This is a genomic window from Achromobacter sp. E1 (assembly GCF_037039475.1).
GTDB lineage: Bacteria > Pseudomonadota > Gammaproteobacteria > Burkholderiales > Burkholderiaceae_B > Achromobacter > Achromobacter mucicolens.
This window is the reverse complement of record NZ_CP146253.1, coordinates 5,511,209-5,530,790: the sequence shown is the minus strand read 5'-3', so window position 1 is coordinate 5,530,790 and position 19,582 is coordinate 5,511,209. Positions and strand designations below refer to the sequence as shown.

The 19,582-nt window shown below is 66.7% G+C and carries 16 protein-coding genes and 2 tRNA genes; 12 read left to right on the top strand and 6 right to left on the bottom strand.

Annotated elements, in window-relative coordinates; all coding sequences use genetic code 11:
- Positions 1–3: 3 nt before the first annotated feature.
- The 6 genes from V6V88_RS25495 to V6V88_RS25470 all read left to right on the top strand — a co-directional run bounded on the left by V6V88_RS25495 (position 4) and on the right by V6V88_RS25470 (position 7,968).
- Positions 4–1,671: an amidohydrolase family protein gene (locus V6V88_RS25495; protein WP_180097316.1), complete on the top strand. Its 1,668-nt coding sequence runs from the start codon at positions 4–6 to the stop codon at positions 1,669–1,671.
- Entirely contained in the window at positions 1,671–2,654 is a 984-nt protein-coding gene (locus tag V6V88_RS25490) for a CobW family GTP-binding protein (RefSeq protein WP_223573434.1), read from the top strand. Before V6V88_RS25495 ends, V6V88_RS25490 begins: the two co-directional genes overlap by 1 nt.
- Before the next feature lie 89 nt (positions 2,655–2,743).
- Entirely contained in the window at positions 2,744–3,793 is a 1,050-nt protein-coding gene (locus tag V6V88_RS25485; protein ID WP_056319935.1) for an ABC transporter substrate-binding protein, read from the top strand.
- A 279-nt stretch (positions 3,794–4,072) separates the two neighbouring features.
- Positions 4,073–6,085 (top strand): TonB-dependent receptor, encoded by a 2,013-nt coding sequence (locus V6V88_RS25480; protein WP_338619728.1) that lies wholly within the window; start codon positions 4,073–4,075, stop codon positions 6,083–6,085.
- 81 nt (positions 6,086–6,166) lie between these two features.
- On the top strand, positions 6,167–6,952 hold the full coding sequence (otnI, locus tag V6V88_RS25475; protein WP_280003344.1) for a 2-oxo-tetronate isomerase: 786 nt from the start codon (positions 6,167–6,169) through the stop codon (positions 6,950–6,952).
- A gap of 44 nt (positions 6,953–6,996) precedes the next feature.
- Positions 6,997–7,968: a tripartite tricarboxylate transporter substrate binding protein gene (locus V6V88_RS25470; protein ID WP_338616937.1), complete on the top strand. Its 972-nt coding sequence runs from the start codon at positions 6,997–6,999 to the stop codon at positions 7,966–7,968.
- Between the two features lie 256 nt (positions 7,969–8,224).
- On the opposite strand, the gene V6V88_RS25465 is transcribed toward V6V88_RS25470, so the two are convergent.
- Positions 8,225–9,130, bottom strand: coding sequence for an EamA family transporter (locus V6V88_RS25465; RefSeq protein ID WP_338616936.1), 906 nt, complete (start codon positions 9,128–9,130; stop codon positions 8,225–8,227).
- 53 nt (positions 9,131–9,183) lie between these two features.
- The gene (locus V6V88_RS25460) at positions 9,184–9,828 is read right to left on the bottom strand and encodes a LysE family translocator (RefSeq protein WP_081100881.1); all 645 of its coding nucleotides are present in this window, start codon (positions 9,826–9,828) and stop codon (positions 9,184–9,186) included.
- Between the two features lie 206 nt (positions 9,829–10,034).
- Between V6V88_RS25460 and V6V88_RS25455 the strand changes: the two genes are divergently transcribed.
- Entirely contained in the window at positions 10,035–10,505 is a 471-nt protein-coding gene (locus tag V6V88_RS25455; RefSeq protein WP_056319925.1) for an Lrp/AsnC family transcriptional regulator, read from the top strand.
- 49 nt (positions 10,506–10,554) lie between these two features.
- Here V6V88_RS25455 and V6V88_RS25450 read toward each other — a convergent pair whose 3' ends face one another.
- The 3 genes from V6V88_RS25450 to V6V88_RS25440 all read right to left on the bottom strand — a co-directional run bounded on the left by V6V88_RS25450 (position 10,555) and on the right by V6V88_RS25440 (position 13,561).
- Positions 10,555–13,014, bottom strand: a complete 2,460-nt coding sequence (locus tag V6V88_RS25450) for a mechanosensitive ion channel domain-containing protein (RefSeq protein WP_338616933.1) — start codon at positions 13,012–13,014, stop codon at positions 10,555–10,557.
- Between the two features lie 264 nt (positions 13,015–13,278).
- A tRNA-Phe gene (locus tag V6V88_RS25445) sits at positions 13,279–13,354 on the bottom strand.
- 131 nt (positions 13,355–13,485) lie between these two features.
- A tRNA-Phe gene (locus V6V88_RS25440) sits at positions 13,486–13,561 on the bottom strand.
- 325 nt (positions 13,562–13,886) lie between these two features.
- Between V6V88_RS25440 and hemA the strand changes: the two genes are divergently transcribed.
- The 5 genes from hemA (at position 13,887) to V6V88_RS25415 (ending at position 18,360) form a co-directional block, all read left to right on the top strand.
- Positions 13,887–15,161 (top strand): glutamyl-tRNA reductase, encoded by a 1,275-nt coding sequence (hemA, locus tag V6V88_RS25435; RefSeq protein WP_338616931.1) that lies wholly within the window; start codon positions 13,887–13,889, stop codon positions 15,159–15,161.
- Between the two features lie 85 nt (positions 15,162–15,246).
- Positions 15,247–16,329, top strand: coding sequence for a peptide chain release factor 1 (gene prfA, locus V6V88_RS25430; RefSeq protein WP_056319917.1), 1,083 nt, complete (start codon positions 15,247–15,249; stop codon positions 16,327–16,329).
- 10 nt (positions 16,330–16,339) lie between these two features.
- A complete protein-coding gene (gene prmC, locus V6V88_RS25425; protein WP_338616929.1) occupies positions 16,340–17,173 on the top strand; it encodes a peptide chain release factor N(5)-glutamine methyltransferase in 834 nt (277 codons plus the stop codon).
- 293 nt (positions 17,174–17,466) lie between these two features.
- A complete protein-coding gene (gene grxD, locus V6V88_RS25420) occupies positions 17,467–17,793 on the top strand; it encodes a Grx4 family monothiol glutaredoxin (RefSeq protein ID WP_056319914.1) in 327 nt (108 codons plus the stop codon).
- A 6-nt stretch (positions 17,794–17,799) separates the two neighbouring features.
- Positions 17,800–18,360, top strand: a complete 561-nt coding sequence (locus V6V88_RS25415) for a UbiX family flavin prenyltransferase (RefSeq protein ID WP_056319911.1) — start codon at positions 17,800–17,802, stop codon at positions 18,358–18,360.
- A gap of 120 nt (positions 18,361–18,480) precedes the next feature.
- On the opposite strand, the gene V6V88_RS25410 is transcribed toward V6V88_RS25415, so the two are convergent.
- Positions 18,481–19,554 carry a tetratricopeptide repeat protein gene (locus V6V88_RS25410; protein ID WP_056319909.1) on the bottom strand — a complete coding sequence of 358 codons (1,074 nt, stop codon included), beginning with the start codon at positions 19,552–19,554 and terminating at the stop codon, positions 18,481–18,483.
- Positions 19,555–19,582: the final 28 nt, after the last annotated feature.

Sequence of the window (19,582 nt, the reverse complement as noted above, 5' to 3'; positions counted from 1 at the left end):
GCCATGAGCGATCCCACGTTTTCGCAATCGGAAGTCGGCGAAGAATCCCGCGACGTCAACGCGGCCAAGGGTTGGCATCCGCCCTCGGCGCCCGCGCCCCGCGACCGCGGCCTGGGGCCGTTTCCGCGGCTGATCCTGCGCGGGGCCACGATCATCGACGGCACCGGCGCGCCGCCCTGGGGCCCGGTGGATATCGTGATCGAGAACGATCGCATCACCGCGCTGGTCAACGTGGGCACGCCGCACAAGGCCATCGACCCCAAGCGCCGTCCCGGCCCCGGCGATCACGAGATCGACTGCCACGGCAAGTTCGTGACGCCCGGCTTTGTCGACGCGCACGCGCACATCGGCACGCCGTATCACGCGATGAGCGGCATCGTGCCGCCCGCCGACTACATCTACAAGCTGTGGCTGGCGCATGGCGTGACCACCGTGCGCGAGATGGGCGCGATGGGCGGCCTGGGCTGGACGATGGAGCAGCGCGAGCTGTCCGCGGCCAATCAGATCGCGGCGCCGCGCATGATCGTGCATTCCGTGTTTCCCGCCGTGAACGACCGCGTCAAGACCATCCACACGCCGGAGCAGGGCCGCGAATGGGTGCGCAAGCTGGCCGCGCGCGGCGCGGACGGCATCAAGTTCTTTGGCGCGCCGCCGGCCATCATGGAAGCGGCGCTGGACGAGGCGGCCAAGGTGGGCCTGCGTTCGGGCTGCCATCACGCCCAGATGGCGGTGACGCGCGTGAATGCGCTGAAATCCGCGCGCTGGGGGCTGACCAGCTCCGAACACTACTACGGCCTGCCCGAGGCGCTGTTCGAAGACCGCGTGGTGCAGTCGTTTCCCACGGACTACAACTACAGCGACGAGTACTACCGCTTTGCGGTGGCGGGCCAGACCTTCATGCAGGCCGCGCAGCCAGGTTCGGCCAAGTGGCGCCAGGTCATGGACGAGTTCCTGGAAATCGGTCACACCTTCGTGCCCACCTTCAACATCTACGACGCCAACCGCGACCTGATGCGCGCACGCCGCGCGGACTGGCACGACGAGTACACGTGGAAGGCGGTGTGGCGCTACTTCCAGCCGCAGCGCGGCGGCCACGGCGCCTACTGGTACCGCTGGAGCACCACCAACGAAATCGAATGGAAGCAGAACTACCGGCTGTGGATGCAGTTCATCAACGAATACAAGAACCTGGGCGGACGCGTCTGCGCGGGCAGCGATTCGGGCTTCATCTACCAGATCTACGGCTTCGGCTTCATCCGCGAACTGGAACTGCTGCAGGAAGCGGGCTTTCATCCCATCGAGGTCCTGCGCGCGGCCACGTCGCACAGCGCGGCGCTGCTGGGCATCGATGACGACACCGGCTCCATCGACGTGCAAAAGCGCGCCGACCTCTTGATCCACGACCAGAATCCGCTCACCGACTTCAAGCTGCTGTTCGGCACCGGCGCCATGCGCCTGAACGACGACACCGCCAAGGTCGAATGGAAGCGCTGCCTGCAGACCACCATCAAGTCGGGCGTGGTGTACGACACCGCCGAACTGCTGGCGGACGTGCGCGCCATGGTGCGGGACAGCTGGGCCGATGATCCCGACGGCGAGCGCCCGCCCACCGGCGGCGCGCCGGCCGGGTCGCCCTGCGACTCGGGCGACCCGGGCGAGGACGTGACCTGATGGCCGTCGATCTTTTCCTGTTGTGCGGGTTCCTGGGCAGCGGCAAGACCACGCTGCTGGTGGACTACCTGCGCGATCCGGAATCGCGCGATACGGGCGTGATCGTCAACGAGGCGGGCGAGGTTGGCGTGGACGGGGCCATCGTGGCCAACGACAGCGACAACGTGCCGATGACCTTGATGGCCAACGGCTGCGTGTGCTGCTCGTTGCGCAGCGATCTGGTCTACACGCTGAGCGCGTTGCTGGATGCGCCCCGGCCTGAAGGCGAGGGTCCGTTGCAACGCGTCGTGCTGGAGTGCAGCGGCCTGTCGCGGCCGGGCCCGATCATCGCGTCGCTGGCGGACCCGGAATTGGCCAGCCGCGGCCTGCGGCTGACGGTGGTCTGCACCGACGACTGCGCGCGCGATCCCGACGCGCTGGCCGAGATGGACGAAGCGATGTCGCAGTTTGGCGCGGCCCATCGCATCGTATTGACCAAGACCGATCTGCTGCCCGCCGTGCCCGGCGCGCTGGGCGAACGCGCCGCGCGCGCCGAGGCGTTGAATCCGCTTGCCGAGATCGTCGCGGAACCGGATCGCCGGCGCGCGGTGCAGGCCGCGTTCGCCCCGTCGCAAGGCACGTCCGACCTGGCCGGCCTTGCGGCGCGAGTGCTTGCTGCAGGCGGGCAGGGCGCGGCGCATCCGCGCATCCGCGTCATGGCGGCGCGCGCGCAAAGCGGCATCAGCTGGACCGATTTTTCCGAGTGGCTGGATAACCTGGCCGGCCTGTGCGGCGACCGTCTGCTGCGCGTGAAGGCGGTCGTGCGCGTCACGGACTGCGAGGAACCCATCCTGATCCAGTCGGTCGGCTCGACGTTCAGCCTGCCGCAGCGGCTGACGCGGCAGCCCGATGCGCGCGACGCGATCATCGTGATCGCGCGTGACATCGAGGCCGACGAGATCCGCGCGTCCTCGCCGGATGCGCCGGTGCAGATGCTGGTCTGAATCCTGTTGAACCCAAGGCCGCGCGCCAGACTGGCCTGCCGCGCGGCGCATCGTAGCAAGTCGTCAGTTCCCTTCGATACGAGGTTGTTATGCAAGAGAAAAACCTGAATCGCCGTGGCTTCATCAAGACCGCCTCCGGCCTGGCCCTGGCGCCCGCCCTGGGCTGGCTGCCCGGCATGGCCAATGCGGCCGAAAAGGAAATCGTGGTGGGCACCTGGGGCGGCGATTACCAGAACCTGCTGCAGCAGATCATCAATCCCATCGTCGCCAAGCAGGACGTGAAGGTGGTCTACGACACGGGCAACGCCGTGGGGCGCGTGACCAAGCTGCGCGCCGAAAAGAACTCGCGCCGCGGCAGCATGGACGTGGCGCTGCTGGGCGAAGTCGACATGTACGACGCCGAGCGCTCGGGCACATTGGAGCCGCTGGACACCAAGAAGCTGCCCAACCTGGCAAACGCCATCGACACGCTGAAGACGCCGTATTCGATTCCGCACATCTTCAGCGCGATGACCCTGGTCTACAACACCGAGAAATTCCCGACCCCGCCGGATTCGCTGCAGGTGCTGCTGGATCCGAAGTGGAAGGGCCAGGTCGGCTTCTCCGACATTCTCTATCTCTACAATTCGGTCTTCGTGGGCCTGGGCGCGGACGGCAACACCAAGGATTTCGAGGGCGGCAAGCGCTTTCTGGCCAAGCTCAAGCCCAACGCGCCGCGCATCTACCCGTCCAACGAAGCGGTTGCCGCCGCCTTCAAGTCCGGCGAAATCGCGATCGCCGTCATGTGGAAGGCGCGCGCGCTGCAATGGAAGGACAGCGGTCTGCCGCTGGGCTTCGTCATCCCCAAGGAAGGCTCTGTGCCGGTGTCGTTTGAAGCGGCCGTCGCCAAAAACAGCCGCAACAAGGATGCGGCCTGGGCCTACCTGAACGCCATGCTGGATCCGCAAGGGCAGATCGGCTTTGCCGAAAAGATGGGCTACGCGCCCACCGTGACCAACGCGCAGTTGCCGGAAGCCTTGAAGCGGGTGGGCTTTTCGGACGCCGAGGTCAAGCTGCTGCACGCCTACGACCTGAAGGGCTTGACCGAGAAGAAGGCGGACATGCTCGAGTTCTGGAACAAGGAATTCAAGGCGGGCTGATCGACAGGCGGGCGCCGTTCCCGCCCTTCCGGTTATCCGTTTCATCGTTGGCCGCGTCATCGAAGCGCGATTCCTGCAAGGGAATCGCGCTTTTTCATTCGGGGAGCTGCTGCATCAGTTATGAAATGTTATATCATCCGTCTGCGTTTTGTAATGATATAACATCCGAGAGAGCAAAAGATGAAAGGAAAGAAGCAGGGGTTGGGGAAAGCACGCGTCAGGGCCTCGCGCAGCCGTCGACAAGGCCGGGCGCCCCTGAAACCGCTGGTGTGCTCGCTGATGCTGATGGCGCCCGTGGCGCAGGCGCAGACCGCGAGCGAAACGCGCGCGCAGACCGTCGCGCCGATCACCGTGTCCGCCAACCCGTTGGGGCTGGACTTGAACAGCACCACGCTGCCCGCCTCGGTCCTGGAAGGTGACGCGCTGATCGAGCAACGCAACGGGACGCTGGGCGAGACCCTCAAGAACCTGCCGGGCGTGAACAGCGACACGTTTGGCGGCGGCGCCAGCCGCCCGGTGATACGCGGGCAGACCGCGCCCCGGGTGAAGGTGCTGTCCGATGGGTCCGAAGTGATGGACGCCTCGGCCATCTCCCCCGACCATGCCGTGACGGTCGAGCCCCTCTTGGCCGATCGCATCGAAGTCCTGCGCGGGCCGGCCACGCTGCTGTATGGCGGCGGCGCGATCGGCGGCGTGGTGAACGTGGTGGACAAGAAAATCCCCACCGAGGTGCCGGAGAAAGGCATCGCCGCCGAAGCCGAGCTGCGCGGCGCCACCGGCACCAAGGAGCGCGCCGGTGCCGTGGGCATCACGGCGGGCGAAGGCCAGTTCGCGGTGCGCGTCGAAGGCATGAAGCGCCGCACCAGCGACTACGACGTGCCGGACTGGCCCGGCGGCACGCTGGAAGGCTCGTACAGCGAATCGACGCAGGGCTCGGTGGGCATGTCGTGGATCACGCCGCGCGGCTATGTGGGCGTGGCCTTCACGCATCTGCAAAGCGAATACGGCCTGCCAGGACACAACCACGAGTACGAAGGGTGTCACCCGCACGGCACGCATCTGCACTGCGGCGGCCACGATCATGACCACGGCGACGAGGGCGAGGAAGGTCACGACCACGATCACGAGCATGGCGGCGTGCCCTACGTGAAGCTGCGCAGCAACCGGGTGGATCTGCGCGCGGAATACCAGGATCCGTTTGCCGGCTTCGAGAAGATCCGCTTTCGCGGCGGCCTGACGGACTACCAGCACGATGAGATCGAAGGCGGCGAGGTTGGCACGCGCTTCAAGAACAAGGGCTACGACATGCGGGTGGAGCTGCAGCACAAGCCCATCGCCGGCTGGCGCGGCGTGATCGGTCTGCAGAATGCGTACAGCGATTTCAGCGCCGAAGGCGAAGAGGCGTTCCTGCCGCCCAGCAAGACGCGGTCGAACGGCATTTTCGTGCTGGAGGAATACCAGTTCAACGACTGGCGGTTCGAGTTGGGCGCGCGCCAGGACTGGCAGCGCGTGTCGCCGTCGGGCGGCGCGCCGCGCAGCAGCCTGTCGGGCACGTCGCTGTCGGCCGCCGCGATCTGGGACTTCGCGCCGCAGTATTCGGTGGCGCTGTCGCTGTCACGCTCGCAGCGCCTGCCCAACGCGCAGGAACTGTATGCGGACGGCGTTCACCTTGCCACCAATACGTATGAACTGGGTAATCCGGACCTGACGCGCGAAACGTCGCACAACATCGACCTGACGCTGCGCAAGCATTCGGGCGACACGACGTTCTCGGCCAGCGTGTTCCACAACCGCGTCAAGAACTACATCTACGCCAATACGCTGGATCGCTTCGAGGATTTCCGCCTGATCGAATACACGCAGCAGGATGCGGAATTCACGGGCGTGGAAGGCGAGCTGCGGCACCAGTTCACGCCGGTCTTCTCGGCGGCGGTGTTCGGCGACTACGTGCGGGGCAGGCTGACGGGCGGCGACGGCAATCTGCCGCGCATTCCGGCAGGGCGCGCGGGCGTGCGCGGCAACTTCAAGTGGCAGCAGTGGTCGGGCGGCGTCGAATACGCCCGCGTGTTCGCGCAGAAGGACATTGCGGCGTACGAGGACACCACCCCGGGCTACAACATGGTCAACGCGGTCGTCGCGTATCGCGGCCAGTACGGCGCGACGGGCTACGAGGTCTACCTGCGCGGCACCAACCTGTTGAACAAGCTGGCCTACAACCACGCGTCGTTTATCTCGTCGGTGGCGCCGTTGCCCGGACGCAGCGTGTTGCTGGGCGTGCGCATGACGTACTGACCGGGTTGGGGGCGGCGCCCGGCTGTGCTATTTTCGGCGGATGCCGCCGCCCGCGGCGGCATCACGCGCCAGGAGCCCGCCATGCTGAAGTTCGCCGCCAATCTGTCGATGATGTACCCGGAACATGCGTTCCTCGACCGCTATGCGGCGGCAGCGGCCGACGGCTTTGCGGGCGTGGAGTGCATGTTTCCGTATGAAGCTCCCGCCGCGTTCGTGCGCGAGCGCATGGACGCTGCCGGCGTGGCGCAGGTGCTGTTCAATGCGCCGCCCGGCATCACCGCGCAGGGCGACCGCGGCCTGGCGGCGCTGCCGGGCAGGCAGGAAGAGTTCCAGGCCGGCATCGAGCAGGCGCTCTGCTATGCCACCGCGCTGTCTTGTTCCAACGTCCACGTGATGGCGGGCGTGGCGCCGCCGGACGCGTCGCGCGATGAGATGCGGGACTGCTATCTGGCCAATCTGGACTGGGCTGCGCGCGAGGCCCGGTCCGCCGGCGTCACACTGCTGATCGAGCCGATCAACACGCGCGACATCCCCGGCTACTTCCTGAACCGCCAGGACGAGGCGCACGCCGTCGTGCAGGCGGTCGACGCGCCCAACCTGAAAGTCCAGATGGACCTCTATCACTGCCAGATCGTCGAGGGCGACGTCACCGCCAAGCTGCGCGAATACCTGCCCACCGGGCGGGTCGGCCATCTGCAGATCGCCGGGGTGCCGCTGCGCCAGGAGCCCGACCGCGGCGAACTCGATTACGGCTGGATCTTCGGCGTGCTGCGTGAGTTGCAGTACGGCGGCTGGATCGGTTGCGAGTACCGCCCTGCGGGCGTGACCTCGGCCGGCCTGCGTTGGCTGAACGCCGCCCGCGCCTGATCCCGCGCAATGCCCCCAATCGAAGTGCAAAAGGAGTGAGCTTCATGTTTCAGGGCGTGCTGCGCATGCTGTTGTCGGCCGCGCTGGCGGCGGCCATTCCGGCCGCGTCGGTGGCGGGCGGATATCCCGATCGCCCCATCCGCTGGCTGGTGCCGTTCAGTGCTGGCGGCGGCAGCGATCTGGCCACGCGCATCGTGGCCCGGCATGTCGGCCAGACGCTGGGCCAGCCGGTGGTGGTCGAGAACCGGCCCGGCGCGGCCACCATCGTCGCCGCGCAGGAGGCCGCGCGCGCGCAGCCGGATGGTTACACGGTGCTGACCGCCGGCATGAGCACGCTGGCGCTCAACCCGTGGCTCTACAGCGATTTGCCCTACGATCCCCAGGCCGACTTCACGCCGGTGTCCACGCTGGTGGCGCTGCCCATCGTCCTGGTGACCGCCCCGGATTCCGGGCTGCGCACGCTGGACGACGTCAAGACGTATCTGAAGCGCAAGGAGCCGGGCAGTTACGCCTCGCTGGGCATGGGCAGTCCGCACCATCTGGCGATGGAATTGTTCATGGAAACGATCGGGGGGCGCGCCACGGCCGTGCCGTACAAGGGGACGCCGCCGGCGCTTCAGGACGTTGCTGCTGGCGTGGTGCCGCTGATGATGGCGGACCTGGCCGCCGCGCGGCCGCTGATCCAGGCGGGCAGGCTGCATGCCATCGCGGTGCCGTCCGCCGCACGATCCGGGCAACTGGCCAAGGTGCCGACCTTTGCCGAGGCGGGCGGTCCGGCTTTCGAGGCGGCGGCCTGGCAGGGCGTGGTGGCCCCGGCCGGCACGCCGGCGCCGGTGGTGGAGACGCTTAGCCGCGCAATCCGGCAAACCCTGGCCTCGCCGGACGTGGTCAAGCAGCTTACCTTGCAGGGCATGGAACCGGCCGGCAGCACGCCGCAGGCGTTCGAGGCATACGCGCGCCAGGAACACGCGCGCTGGGGCGCGGTCATCCGGAGCAAGGGGCTGTCGGCCGAGTGAGCGGGCGGGTAACAGCCGCCGCAAGGTGTACGAGGGGCGAGCAATTTGTTGCGGCGGTGTCTGACACCCGTTGAGATGCCGTTGCAAGCGGACGATCCTCTCCCCAGGGTGTCAGACACCTGGTGAGGGGTACGAGGGGCGGGCGATTTGTTGCGGCGGTGTCTGACACCCGTTGAGATGCCGCTGCAAGCGGACGATCCTCTCCCCAGGGTGTCAGACACCTGGTGAGACACCGTCCGCGCGCGCAGGGGTCTGATCAATCAGGCGCGGGGATCGGCGCCTTGCGGCCACGCTGCGCCGTGGCTGCGCAGCCGGCGGACGCGATGATGATGCCGCAGATTGCCAGCCATTGCGTCTGCGACAGGTGCTCGTTAAGCACCACGACCCCGGCCAGCGCGCCCATTGCGGGCTCCATGCTGAGCAGCACGCCGAAGGTCTTTTGCGGCAGCCGCCGCAGCGCCACCATTTCCAGCGAGTAAGGCAGGGCGCTGGACAGGATGCCGACGGCCACGCCGGCCAGGATCAACTTGGGATCCAATAGCGCCATACCCGCGTGCGCCGCGCCGACCGGCAGGGCCACCATCGTGGCCGCCAGTAGGCCCAGCGACGTGGCCTGGCCGCCATGCACGTCTCCGGCCATCTTGCCGAAGATGATGTACAGCGCCCAGCACACGGCAGCGCCCAGTGCGTACGCGATGCCTTGCGGATCGAGATCGTGCACGGACTGCCCGGTGGGGATCAGCAGGATCAGGCCGGCCAGCGCGCAGGCGATCCAGACGAAGTCGATGGCGCGCCGCGACAGCACGACAGCCAGCGTGAGCGGCCCGGTGAATTCGATGGCGATGGCAATGCCCAGCGGCAGAGTCTTGAGCGCCATGTAGAACAGCAGGTTCATGCACGCCAGCGTCACGCCGTACAGGGCGATCTTTGCGGCGTTGCGGCGCGTGAGCGGAAAGCGCCACGGCCGCCAGAAGGCCAGCAGGATGATGGCGCCGATGACGATGCGGTATGCGGTGGTGCCTTGCGCGCCCACTTCGGGAAACAGCGATTTGGCGAACGAGGTGCCCACGCACAAGGAGGCCATGGCGCCGATCAGCGACAGGGTGGGCAGCAGGGTGGACGTGGCGCTGGGGTGTCCGTTGTTCAAGGTGGCGGCGGTCATGGAAGGCTGAGGGTGTGCAATGGCGTCGTCGGTTCAGGCGGGCGAATGAGCGGTCAGGGCTGTGGATGCATCGCTGTGGAAATCAGCACGTAGATCGCCAGCCCGAACATGATTGCGCCCAGCAGCCCCTGCTGCGTGCGCAGGAACCAGGGGTTGCGCCCGACCCAGCCGCGGATGCGCGATGCGCCGTACGCAAAGCAGCTGCCGTAGGGCAGGCTGAGCGCCTTCATCGTGACGCCCAGCACCAGCATCTGGATCCAGACCGGCCCGTTGTCCGGCGAGGTGAACTGCGGCAGGAAGGCGATCATGAAAAGCAGCACCTTCGGGTTCAGCAGATTGGTGATGAAGCCTTGCCAGAAGGCGTCGCGCGCGTCGCCGGGCTGGGCCGCCAGCGACACCTCGGCGGCGTTCGCGCACCGGATCATGGCCTTGATGCCCAGGTAGCCAAGGTACAGGCCGCCCGCCGCCTTGATGCCGACGAACAGCGTGGGAAAGGTCCGCAGCACCGACGCCAGCCCCAGCACCACGGCGGGCACCTGGATGAACCCGGCCGCCACGTTGCCCAGCACGCTATGGAAAGCGGGGCGGAATCCCTGCGTCATGCCTCGCGACAGCGTAAGCGCCATGTCGGGGCCGGGCGTAAGCTTCAAGGCCGCATCGGCGGCCAGGAACAGCAGGAACAACTGGAGTGAGGGCATTGCGGGTGCAGCGTGAAAAATCCCGCATGTGCGGGCGGAGGGCTCCCAGTGTAAGCAAGCGGCCTGAATAATTCCTGCGTCCAGCGGACCCGAAATGAAGTTTCCCGTCGAAATCGCGAAGAATTGCATCGCCGCCCCGACTAGAATCCTCCAATAGCCTCTCCCGCGCCATCCTGGGCGCCATTTCCCCGCGTTCCGAGCCCCTCATGGAACTAGACGATTTCGACCTGCAGATCCTGCAAAGCCTGCAGGAGGACAACCAGCGCACCAGCCAGGACGTCGCGCAACGCGTGAACCTGTCGCCGGTATCGTGCCTGCGCCGCATGAAGCGGCTGCGCGAAGCCAAGGTGGTGACGGCGGACGTGTCCGTCGTCGACCCCGCCGCCGTGGGCCGCGGCATCACGATGGTCGTGCTGGTGTCATTGGAAAGCGAACGCGCCGACAAACTCGACCAGTTCAAGCGCGCCATGCAAAACGCGCCCGAAATCATGCAATGCCTGTCGGTGACCGGCGAGGTCGATTTCGTGCTGACGCTCACCATGCGCGACATGGCCGAATACGAGGTGTTCGCGCAGCGGTACTTCTGGGGCAATCCGAACGTGAAGCGGTTCTCGACGCTGGTGGTGATGAGCCGGGTGAAGAACGGGTTGACGGTGCCGGTGATGGCCGGCGGGTGAAGCGGCGCCGAGGCCGGCGCTTAAGGTACAACTTCTGCCAGGTACAGCTTCAGCCCGCAGACGGGGCGTCCGGTCCGGGTTGCCTGGCCGCGAAGATCGCACGGCCAGCCTCTTCCGAAACACTGCGCAAGTGCAAGTCCCGCTGCGGAAAGGGGATCTGGATGCCCGCGTCACGCAGCGTGTCGTACATCCGCGCCAGCATGTCGCTGCGGATCTCGATCCACCGGTCGAAGTCGTAAGTCCACGCGCGCAAGCTGAAATCCAGCGTGCTGGCGCCAAAGCCCATGAAGAGCACCATCGGCGCAGGCTCCGTGACGACGCCCGGCGTCTGCCGCGCGACGTCGTCCAGCAGCGTGAGCACCCGCCGCGGGTCGGTGCCGTAGGCCAGCCCGATGCTGATCTCGATCCTGCGGCTGCGGTCCAGCATCGTCCAGTTGGTCAGTTTGTCGGACAGCAATGTGCCGTTCGGGACGATCACGTCGGCGCCGTCGAACGTCTTGATGCGGGTGGCGCGCATGCCGATATCCCGCACCTGGCCCGACGTGCCGCCGATCTCCACGACATCGCCGGGCTGAATCGGCCGCTCGAACATCAGGATCAGGCCCGACACGAAGTTGTTCACCACGCCCTGCAGGCCAAAGCCGATGCCTACGCCCAAGGCGCCGAACACGATGGTGAGCTGGCTGGTCTGGAAACCCGCGGCCGACAGCGCGATGCCCAATCCCAGCAGCAGCACCAGGTAGTACGACAGCGAGGCGATGCTGTTGCCGACGCCGCGCGGCAGCGACATGCGGGTCAGGACCTCGTCGTGCAGGATAAGACGCACCGCGCGCGCGGCCCAGAAGGCAATCACGACCGAGATCGCGAAGACCAGGATGTTGCCCAGGCTGATCGAGACCTCGCCGACCTCCAGCGTGTAGGACAGCACCTGCGTCACGAAGGCGTAGGTGGTGCGCAGGACGCGGAAGCGGTCCATGGTGTAGACCGCCCAGCCCACGACCGCGGCGGCACTGATAAGACGGATCAGCAGCAGCACCAGCGGCGGCGCATGTTCGCGCGCAAGCCGGAAGCGCGAAATGCCCTGGCGGGTCAACAGAAGCTGCAGCAACGTGATGATGACGGTGACGCCCGCGTACAGCACCAGCCCGAAGTAGCCGCTGCCGATGATCCCGCTGGTCAGCATTTCGGACAGCGACACATTGCCGATGAGGTTCGCGCCCAGCGACACGCACAGCAGGGCTGCCGCGCACCAGGCGACGGCGCGCAAGGCGCGCACCAGCCGCTCGGAGCCGGGCGGATAGGTCTGGCGCCGTCCGCGCGCCAGGAGCCACAGAATGGCCGTCAGGGCCGCCACCGCCGCCGCCACGGTCGACAGGCGATAGAAGAGGGTGTTGGCCAGGAACAGGAAGCCCAGCCGCTCGGCAAGGAAGAGCACGGTGATGACGCGCGGCCAATGGTCCAGATGCCGGCGGCTGGCGGGCGGAAGCAGGCGCAGCACCGGCACCGCCGCCAGCACCAGGGCGATCTGCTGCACCATCAACGGCGCGTCCGGCTCCAGGGCCAGCACGCCCATCATCGACAGCAGGACCCACGTGGAGATCGGCCGCCCGAGCACACCGGCGGCGGTTTCGCTCATGACGCCGGTGCGGATGGCGTTGCGGCTCTTTCTGGCCAGCCAGATCAGCAGCGGCAGGAGCAGCAGTTGCAAGGTGTGCAGCGCGCGCTGATTGCTGGCGCCGGCGGCGCCGTAGTCGCGCGCGAAGCGGACCTCGATGTCCAGACCTTGGCGCAGAAGGGTCATGGTGTCCTGGTCGGATCGTCCGGACCAGTCCAACGCCCAGAGCGGCGGGGAATCCACCCGCAATAGCCGCGCGTCGACGTAGCTGATCGCCTCCATCACCTGGCGCTGGCCTGCCTTGATCTGTTCCTCGATCGCATTGGCCCGCTGTTCCAGTTCGACCTGGCGCGACAGCGGCACGGACAGCGCCTGGCTGGCCGCCAGCAACTGCGCGATCACCACGTCGACGCGGTCGGCCAGTGCCGCCGGCAGCCCCGCCGCACCCGGGGCGTCCTTGATCGCCTGCCAGGCCGTGCGCCGGCGCAGCAGCTCGGCTGCGTCACTGGCGTACCAGGCCGTCGCCTGCCGCATGTCGGCCCGCCAGCGCGCCAGCCGCCGCACGTCGAAAAGCCAGTGCCGCTCCAGGCTTTCCAGCCGCATGATGGGAAAGTTGCGCAGCTGGGCCGGCTGGAATTCGTAAAGCTTTTCGTCGGCGGATTTGGCGATGGCATCGAGCGGCGGCATCAGCGCGGTCAGCGGATCCGCCGTGGCCGCGCGCTGCAACACGCCCTCGGCGTAGCGCAAATCCGTATCCGCCCGCAGCGGGATTTCGGCCATCTGGATCGCGGGCGGCGGCGCGGCGGGCGCGGGAGTTTCCGCCGCAAGCGCCACGCGCGCCCATCCCAGGACCAGGCCAAACAGGCAGAAGAGGATTCGTGCGCGGGCGCGCATGGTGCGACTCCGTGGTGGGGGACGGACGTGCGGTTACTTGAGATCGACTACGAAACGGCGGCATGTCACGATATCGCGAAATGCGGTGGGCCAGAAGGGCAATGTGGATGTCGCCATTCGCAATTCGCGAATGGCGAATGGCGCATTTAATGCGAGCGCTGCCGGCGTGGGGTAGGTATCGCAAGCATGTCTGGCAATTGGCGCGCCTAAAAGCAAAAACCCCGCCGCAGTAAATACCGGGCGGGGCTAAGTGCAGGAATCTTTTGGTGGCCTGGGGCGGAATCGAACCACCGACACAAGGATTTTCAATCCTCTGCTCTACCGACTGAGCTACCAGGCCAACGAAGCCCGCCACTATACACAAAATGTCGGGACAGGTGGAGGCGCACACGCCGCCGCCACCAAAAAACTCAACAAAAAACCCAGCGCGAGGGCTGGGTTTTTCGTGGGAACCGAAGTCCCGAATGCTTTTGGTGGCCTGGGGCGGAATCGAACCACCGACACAAGGATTTTCAATCCTCTGCTCTACCGACTGAGCTACCAGGCCAACGAAGTCCGCAACTATACACAATTTTTCGGGCTTGTGCCAGCCGGGCCCGCGTTGCGCCACTTTTTTCTGAACCGCACGGATTCCCCGGATCGCCCGTCGCCGCAGACTGTTGGCTTCGCGGCACGAAAAGGCGTCATCTGACGGCAATCGGGGGCGGAAGTGGCCTGGGGATAACCCGCAGGAGTATAATCGTCAGCGGTTTTGTTGTTACAGCCGGATGCTTTCCCGCCTTTGACGCGAGACAAGCGGGCTGCGACACATTGTTCATATAGTGGCAGTTCTTAACGCTTAGCCGCGGGTGGCTTTCCGCCATCCCTCACACATGTCGGTAGCTGTCCTTGCCTTCGGTCTGAATCACACGTCCGCGCCGGTATCGGTCCGCGAGCGCGTGTCCATGCCCGTCGATCTGGTCAAGCCCGCCCTCGAAGGCTTGCGTTCGGCGTTCGGCGGCTCCGTCCGCGAAGCCGCCATCCTGTCTACCTGTAATCGCACCGAGATCTACTGCGCGGCCGACGGCCATGTGGCGGATCAGTTGCCCGCCTGGCTGGCCGAACACAACCGCCTGGACGCCGGCACGCTGCGCCCGCACCTATATCGCCATCATCAAGACGACGCCGTGCGTCACGCCTTCCGCGTGGCGAGCGGCCTGGATTCCATGGTGCTGGGCGAAACCCAGATCGTGGGCCAGATGAAGGACGCGGTGCGTGCCGCCGGCGAAGCCGGTTCCCTGGGCACCCTGCTGCATCAGATGTTCCAGCGCACCTTCTCGGTCGCCAAGGAAGTCCGTTCGCAAACCGCCATCGGCGCCGAGTCCGTGTCCATGGCCGCCGCCGCGGTGCGCCTGGCCGAGCGTGTGTTCGGCAATCTGGACCAGGCCCGCACGCTGTTCATCGGCGCGGGCGAAATGATCGAATTGTGCGCCACGCACTTTGCCGCGCAGCATCCGCGCAGCATGGTGGTGGCCAACCGCACGGCCGAACGCGCCGAACTGCTGGCCAACCGCTTCTCGGCCAGCACGATGAAGCTGTCCGACCTGACCGAGCGGCTGTCCGAATTCGACGTCGTCGTTTCCTGTACGGCAAGCTCCCTGCCCATCCTCGGTCTGGGGATGGTGGAACGGGCCACGCGCCTGCGCCGTCACCGCCCGATGGTCATGATCGATCTGGCCGTGCCGCGCGACATCGAACCCGAAGTCGGGCGCCTGGACGACGTGTACCTGTATTCCGTCGACGATCTGGGCCGGCTGGTGCAGACCGGCACCGACGCCCGCCGCGCCGCGGTGGTGCAAGCCGAAGCCATCATCGAAACCCGCGTCCAGGGCTTCATGCACTGGATGCAATCCCGCGAAGTGGTGCCCGTCATCCGCGACCTGCACCAGGCCGCCGAGGACGTCCGCGCCGCCGAACTGGAACGCGCCCGCCGCCTGCTCGCGCGGGGCGAATCGCCCGAAGCCGTGCTCGAACAACTGGCGCACGGCCTGACGCAAAAGTACCTGCACGGCCCGCTCGCGGCGCTGAACCGCAGCGAAGGCGACGACCGCAAGCAACTGCTTGCCTGGATGCCGCGCCTCTTCCCCGGCCGCGACTCCCGCCGTTAGCGGCTCTGCCCCACGCCCCGCCTCATGGCGGGCGTTCGCTTTGTGGGCGCCCGCTTTTTCTGTCTTCTCCTTGGGTCTTCCCCTCATGAAATCTTCCATGCGCAGCCGGCTGGAGCATTTGTGCCATCGCCTGATCGAGGTCGATGCCTTGCTCGCCGAACCGGAAACCGCGTCCGACATGGACCGCTTTCGCAAGCTTTCCCGCGAGCGCGCCGAACTGGAACCGGTGGTCGAAGCCTTCACCGCGTTCGCCCGCACCGAGGAAGACATCGCGACGGCGCAGGAGATGCTGTCCGAGCCCGACATGAAGGCGATGGCCGAAGAAGAGATCAAGACCGGGCGCGGAAAGCTGGAAACGCTGGAAGCGGCGCTGCAGCTGCTGCTCCTGCCGCGCGACCCCAACGACGGGCGCAGCGTGTTCCTGGAAATCCGCGCGGGCACGGGGGGCGACGAAAGCGCGCTGTTCTCGGGCGACCTCTTGCGCATGTACACGCGCTACGCGGAACAGCGCGGCTGGCGCGTGGAACTGATGTCCGAAAGCCCGTCCGAGCTGGGCGGCTACAAGGAAGTGATCGCGCGCATCGACGGCGACGGCGCGTATGGTCGTTTGAAGTTCGAGTCGGGGGCGCACCGCGTGCAGCGCGTGCCGGCGACTGAGGCGCAGGGCCGCATCCACACGTCGGCCTGCACGGTCGCCATCATGGCCGAAGCCGACGCCATGTCCGAGATCGTCATCAATCCCAGCGACCTGCGCATCGATACCTTCCGCGCCAGCGGCGCGGGCGGCCAGCACATCAACAAGACCGATTCGGCGGTGCGCATCACCCACTTGCCGACCGGGCTTGTGGTCGAATGCCAGGACGACCGTTCGCAGCACCGCAACAAGGACAAGGCCATGCAGGTGCTGGCCGCGCGCCTGAAGGACAAGGAAGAACGCGAGCGCCAGAGCAAGGAAGCGGCCGAGCGCAAGAGCCTCATCGGCACGGGCGACCGCTCCGAGCGCATCCGCACCTACAACTATCCGCAGGGCCGCGTGACCGATCACCGCATCAATCTGACGCTGTATAAGCTGCAGCAGATCATGGAAGGCGACCTCGAGGAACTGACCGGCGCGCTGATCGCCGAGCACCAGGCCGAGCAGCTTGCCGCGCTGGGCGACGACATCTGAGGCCGACGCGATGACCGCGCCCCAGATCAAGAGCCTGCTGCTGGACACGCGCCTGCCGCGCCTGGAAGTGCGCATGCTGCTGGAGCACGTGCTGGACAAGCCGCGCGCCTGGCTGCTGGCGCACGACACCGATGCGCTGGCGCCCGAGGTGGCGGCGGCATACGAGGCCCTGGCGCTGCGCCGGCTGGCGGGCGAACCCATGGCCTACCTGCTGGGCCATCGCGAGTTCATGGGGCACCGGTTCCGGGTGACGCCCGACGTGCTGATTCCGCGGCCCGACACGGAAGTGCTGGTCGAAACCGCGCTGGAATGCATTGCTGGCGTCACCGGGCCGATGGTGCTGGACCTGGGCACGGGCAGCGGCGCGATCGCGGTGTCGATCGCGCTGGCGCGTCGCGACGCGCGCGTGATGGCGTCGGACGTCAGCGCGGCCGCGCTGGCCGTGGCTGCCGCGAACGCGTGGGAGTTGACCGCTGCCGTGCGCTTTGTCGAAGGCAGCTGGTACGAGGCCGTGCCGGCTGGCGAGGGCTTTGACCTGATCGTGTCCAATCCGCCGTATGTGGCCAGCGACGATCCGCATCTGGAGCAGGGCGACCTGCGCTTTGAGCCGCGCGGCGCGTTGACCGATGGCGCGGGCGGGCTGGAGGATCTGGCGCGCATTGTCGAAGGCGCCGGCGCCCGCCTGAAGCCCGGCGGCTCGCTGTGGATGGAACATGGCTGGGATCAGGCGGAGCGGGTACGCGGCATGCTGCGCCAGGCCGGGTTTGCAGACGTGCACAGCCGGCAGGATCTGGCGGGGATCGAGCGGATCTCGGGCGGGCGTTTGCTGGTCGCAGGTGTCTGACACCCCGCGATGCGCCCGTTCAAGGCGTAGACTCTCTCGTCGGGGTATCAGACACCCGGTCCTCTAGTGTCTGACACCCTGGATCTCCTCTGGTGTCTGACACCCTGGATATGCCCGTTCAGGTTGCCGCGCCGTCACCCGGGTGTCTGACACCTTCCCGCGCAGCTCGCCCGGTCCGACACGTGTTGTTGCGTTTGCCCCGGATTTACCGGCCCCGCGCCGGGGTAATCGGGCGGTTTTCCCGGGTGTACCTATAATTGACCCATTCCGTTTTGCCAGTCCAAGAGACCACCATGAGCGACGTTCAAGAATTCATCCGTGAAACCGTTACCCAGCACCCCGTCGTGCTGTTCATGAAGGGCACCGCCCAGTTCCCGCAATGCGGCTTCTCCGGCAAGGCCATTCAGATCCTGAAAGGCTGTGGCGTGAAGAAGCTCGTCACGGTCAATGTGCTGGAGGACGACGAAGTCCGCCAGGGCATCAAGGAGTTCTCCAGCTGGCCCACCATTCCGCAGTTGTACGTGTCTGGCGAGTTCATCGGCGGCTCGGACATCATGAATGAGATGAACGAGTCCGGCGAACTGAAGACGCTGCTGGAGCAATCCGGCGCCACGGCCTGACGCATCATGCGGCGGCTCGTCGTCGGCATCACGGGCGCCACCGGCGCGCTCTACGCGGTGCGCATGCTGCAGGCGCTGCGCAACGTCGAAGACGTCGAGACGCACCTGGTGGTGTCCGCCTCTGGCGTGCTGAACATCAAGCATGAGCTCGATGTCAGCCGCCACGACGTCTATGCGCTGGCCGATCATGTGCACAGCGTGCGCGACGTGGGTGCCACGCTGGCCAGCGGCGCTTTCCAGACCGCGGGCATGGTGATCGTGCCGTGCTCCATGCGCACGCTGGCGGCCGTGGCCCATGGCCTGTCCGACAACCTGATCACCCGCGCCGCGGACGTCACGCTGAAAGAGCGCCGCCGCCTTGTGATGATGGTGCGCGAGACGCCGTTCAATCTGGCTCACCTGCGCAACATGACGGCGGTGACTGAAATGGGCGGCATCGTGTTTCCGCCGCTGCCGGCGTTCTATCACCGGCCCGCGTCCATCGAAGAGATGGTGGATCACACCGTGGCGCGCGTGCTGGAATTGTTCGACATCGTCGTGCCCGGGCCGCATTGGGAAGGCACGTAGGCGCTAGCCTCCCGTCCTGTCCAAGCCGGCAAGCCAAGTAGGCGCTAGCCACCCCATTCGCAAAGGAACGCGGGCGCAAAAGCCGCCCGCGCCGTCCCATCCCGGCAAGCCCCGCAGGCGCTACTCCACCAGGCCCAGCCCGTTCAGCGCGGCCAGGTTTTCCGGCCATTTGCGCGCGCGCGCGTTCTGCAGTTCGATGCGCGCCCAGGCCATCCATCCGGCCCATTCGATGCGCTTGTCCCACGCCGTGCCCCAGGCCTGCAGCGCGGCCAGGCCGGCGGCGGCATGCTGTTCCGCGGCCTCGAAATCTCCTGACGTCAACGCCAGTTGCGCCAGCAGCAGGCGCGGTTCGCCGACCCACGGGTTGTGCTCCACCGCGGCTTCCAGCATGTGGCGGGCGCTGTCCATTTCGGTCAGGGGATGCATGCGGGTGATGACCTGCCAGTACAGCGCGCTGGCCGCCGCTTCGTCGCGCGGGCTGAGCGTGGCGCGGCAATTGTCGAAGGCGGGCGGCAGCGGAATGCCGGTGTCCTGCGGCATGCGCGACAGCGGCGCCAGCAGATGCGACAGCATCGACAGGATGTTCGACGGCGGCTTGAGCGGGCCGGGCCACAGCGACGAGGCCCAGTTGGTCTTCAAGTCGCGGCGCTGCTGCTGCGGATAGCAGGCAAAGATCTCGTCCTGCCAGCTATGCCATTGCTCGCCCATGTCGGCGGCGGACACCACGGTGAATGCGGCGACCTGGCGCGGCGTGAACGTGAACACCTGCCCGTCGGCGCCTTCCAGCGTCAGGCCTTCCGGTCCCGTGCCCTGTCCCTGCAGGATGGCCTGCACGAATCGCGTGCGCGGCATGGCGCAAAAGAGGCTGACCCATTCTTCGGCTTCGGCGCCGAGCACATCGCGCAACGTGTTGCGCTCGCGTTCACGGTCAAACAGCGTGAGGTCCACGTATTCGTTGCCGTACACGCTGTGAAACAGGCCCAGCAGGCGAACCTCGCGCGGCTGGTTCCACAGCGCCAGCGTGCGGTAGACGCCCAGCAGGTGATGCTTGAACGTGCCGGCCTTATGCCAGTCTTCGCCGGCGCTGCGCGCAAACAGCAGGTCGAGCAGGGCGGGAAGGTCGGCGTCGACGGCGGCGTAATGGTCAGCCAGCAGCGCGCGCGCATGCGGATGGAGTTCGGTAGTCGTGGACATGGAGGCGGGTGGGTTGATGAAAGCAGGC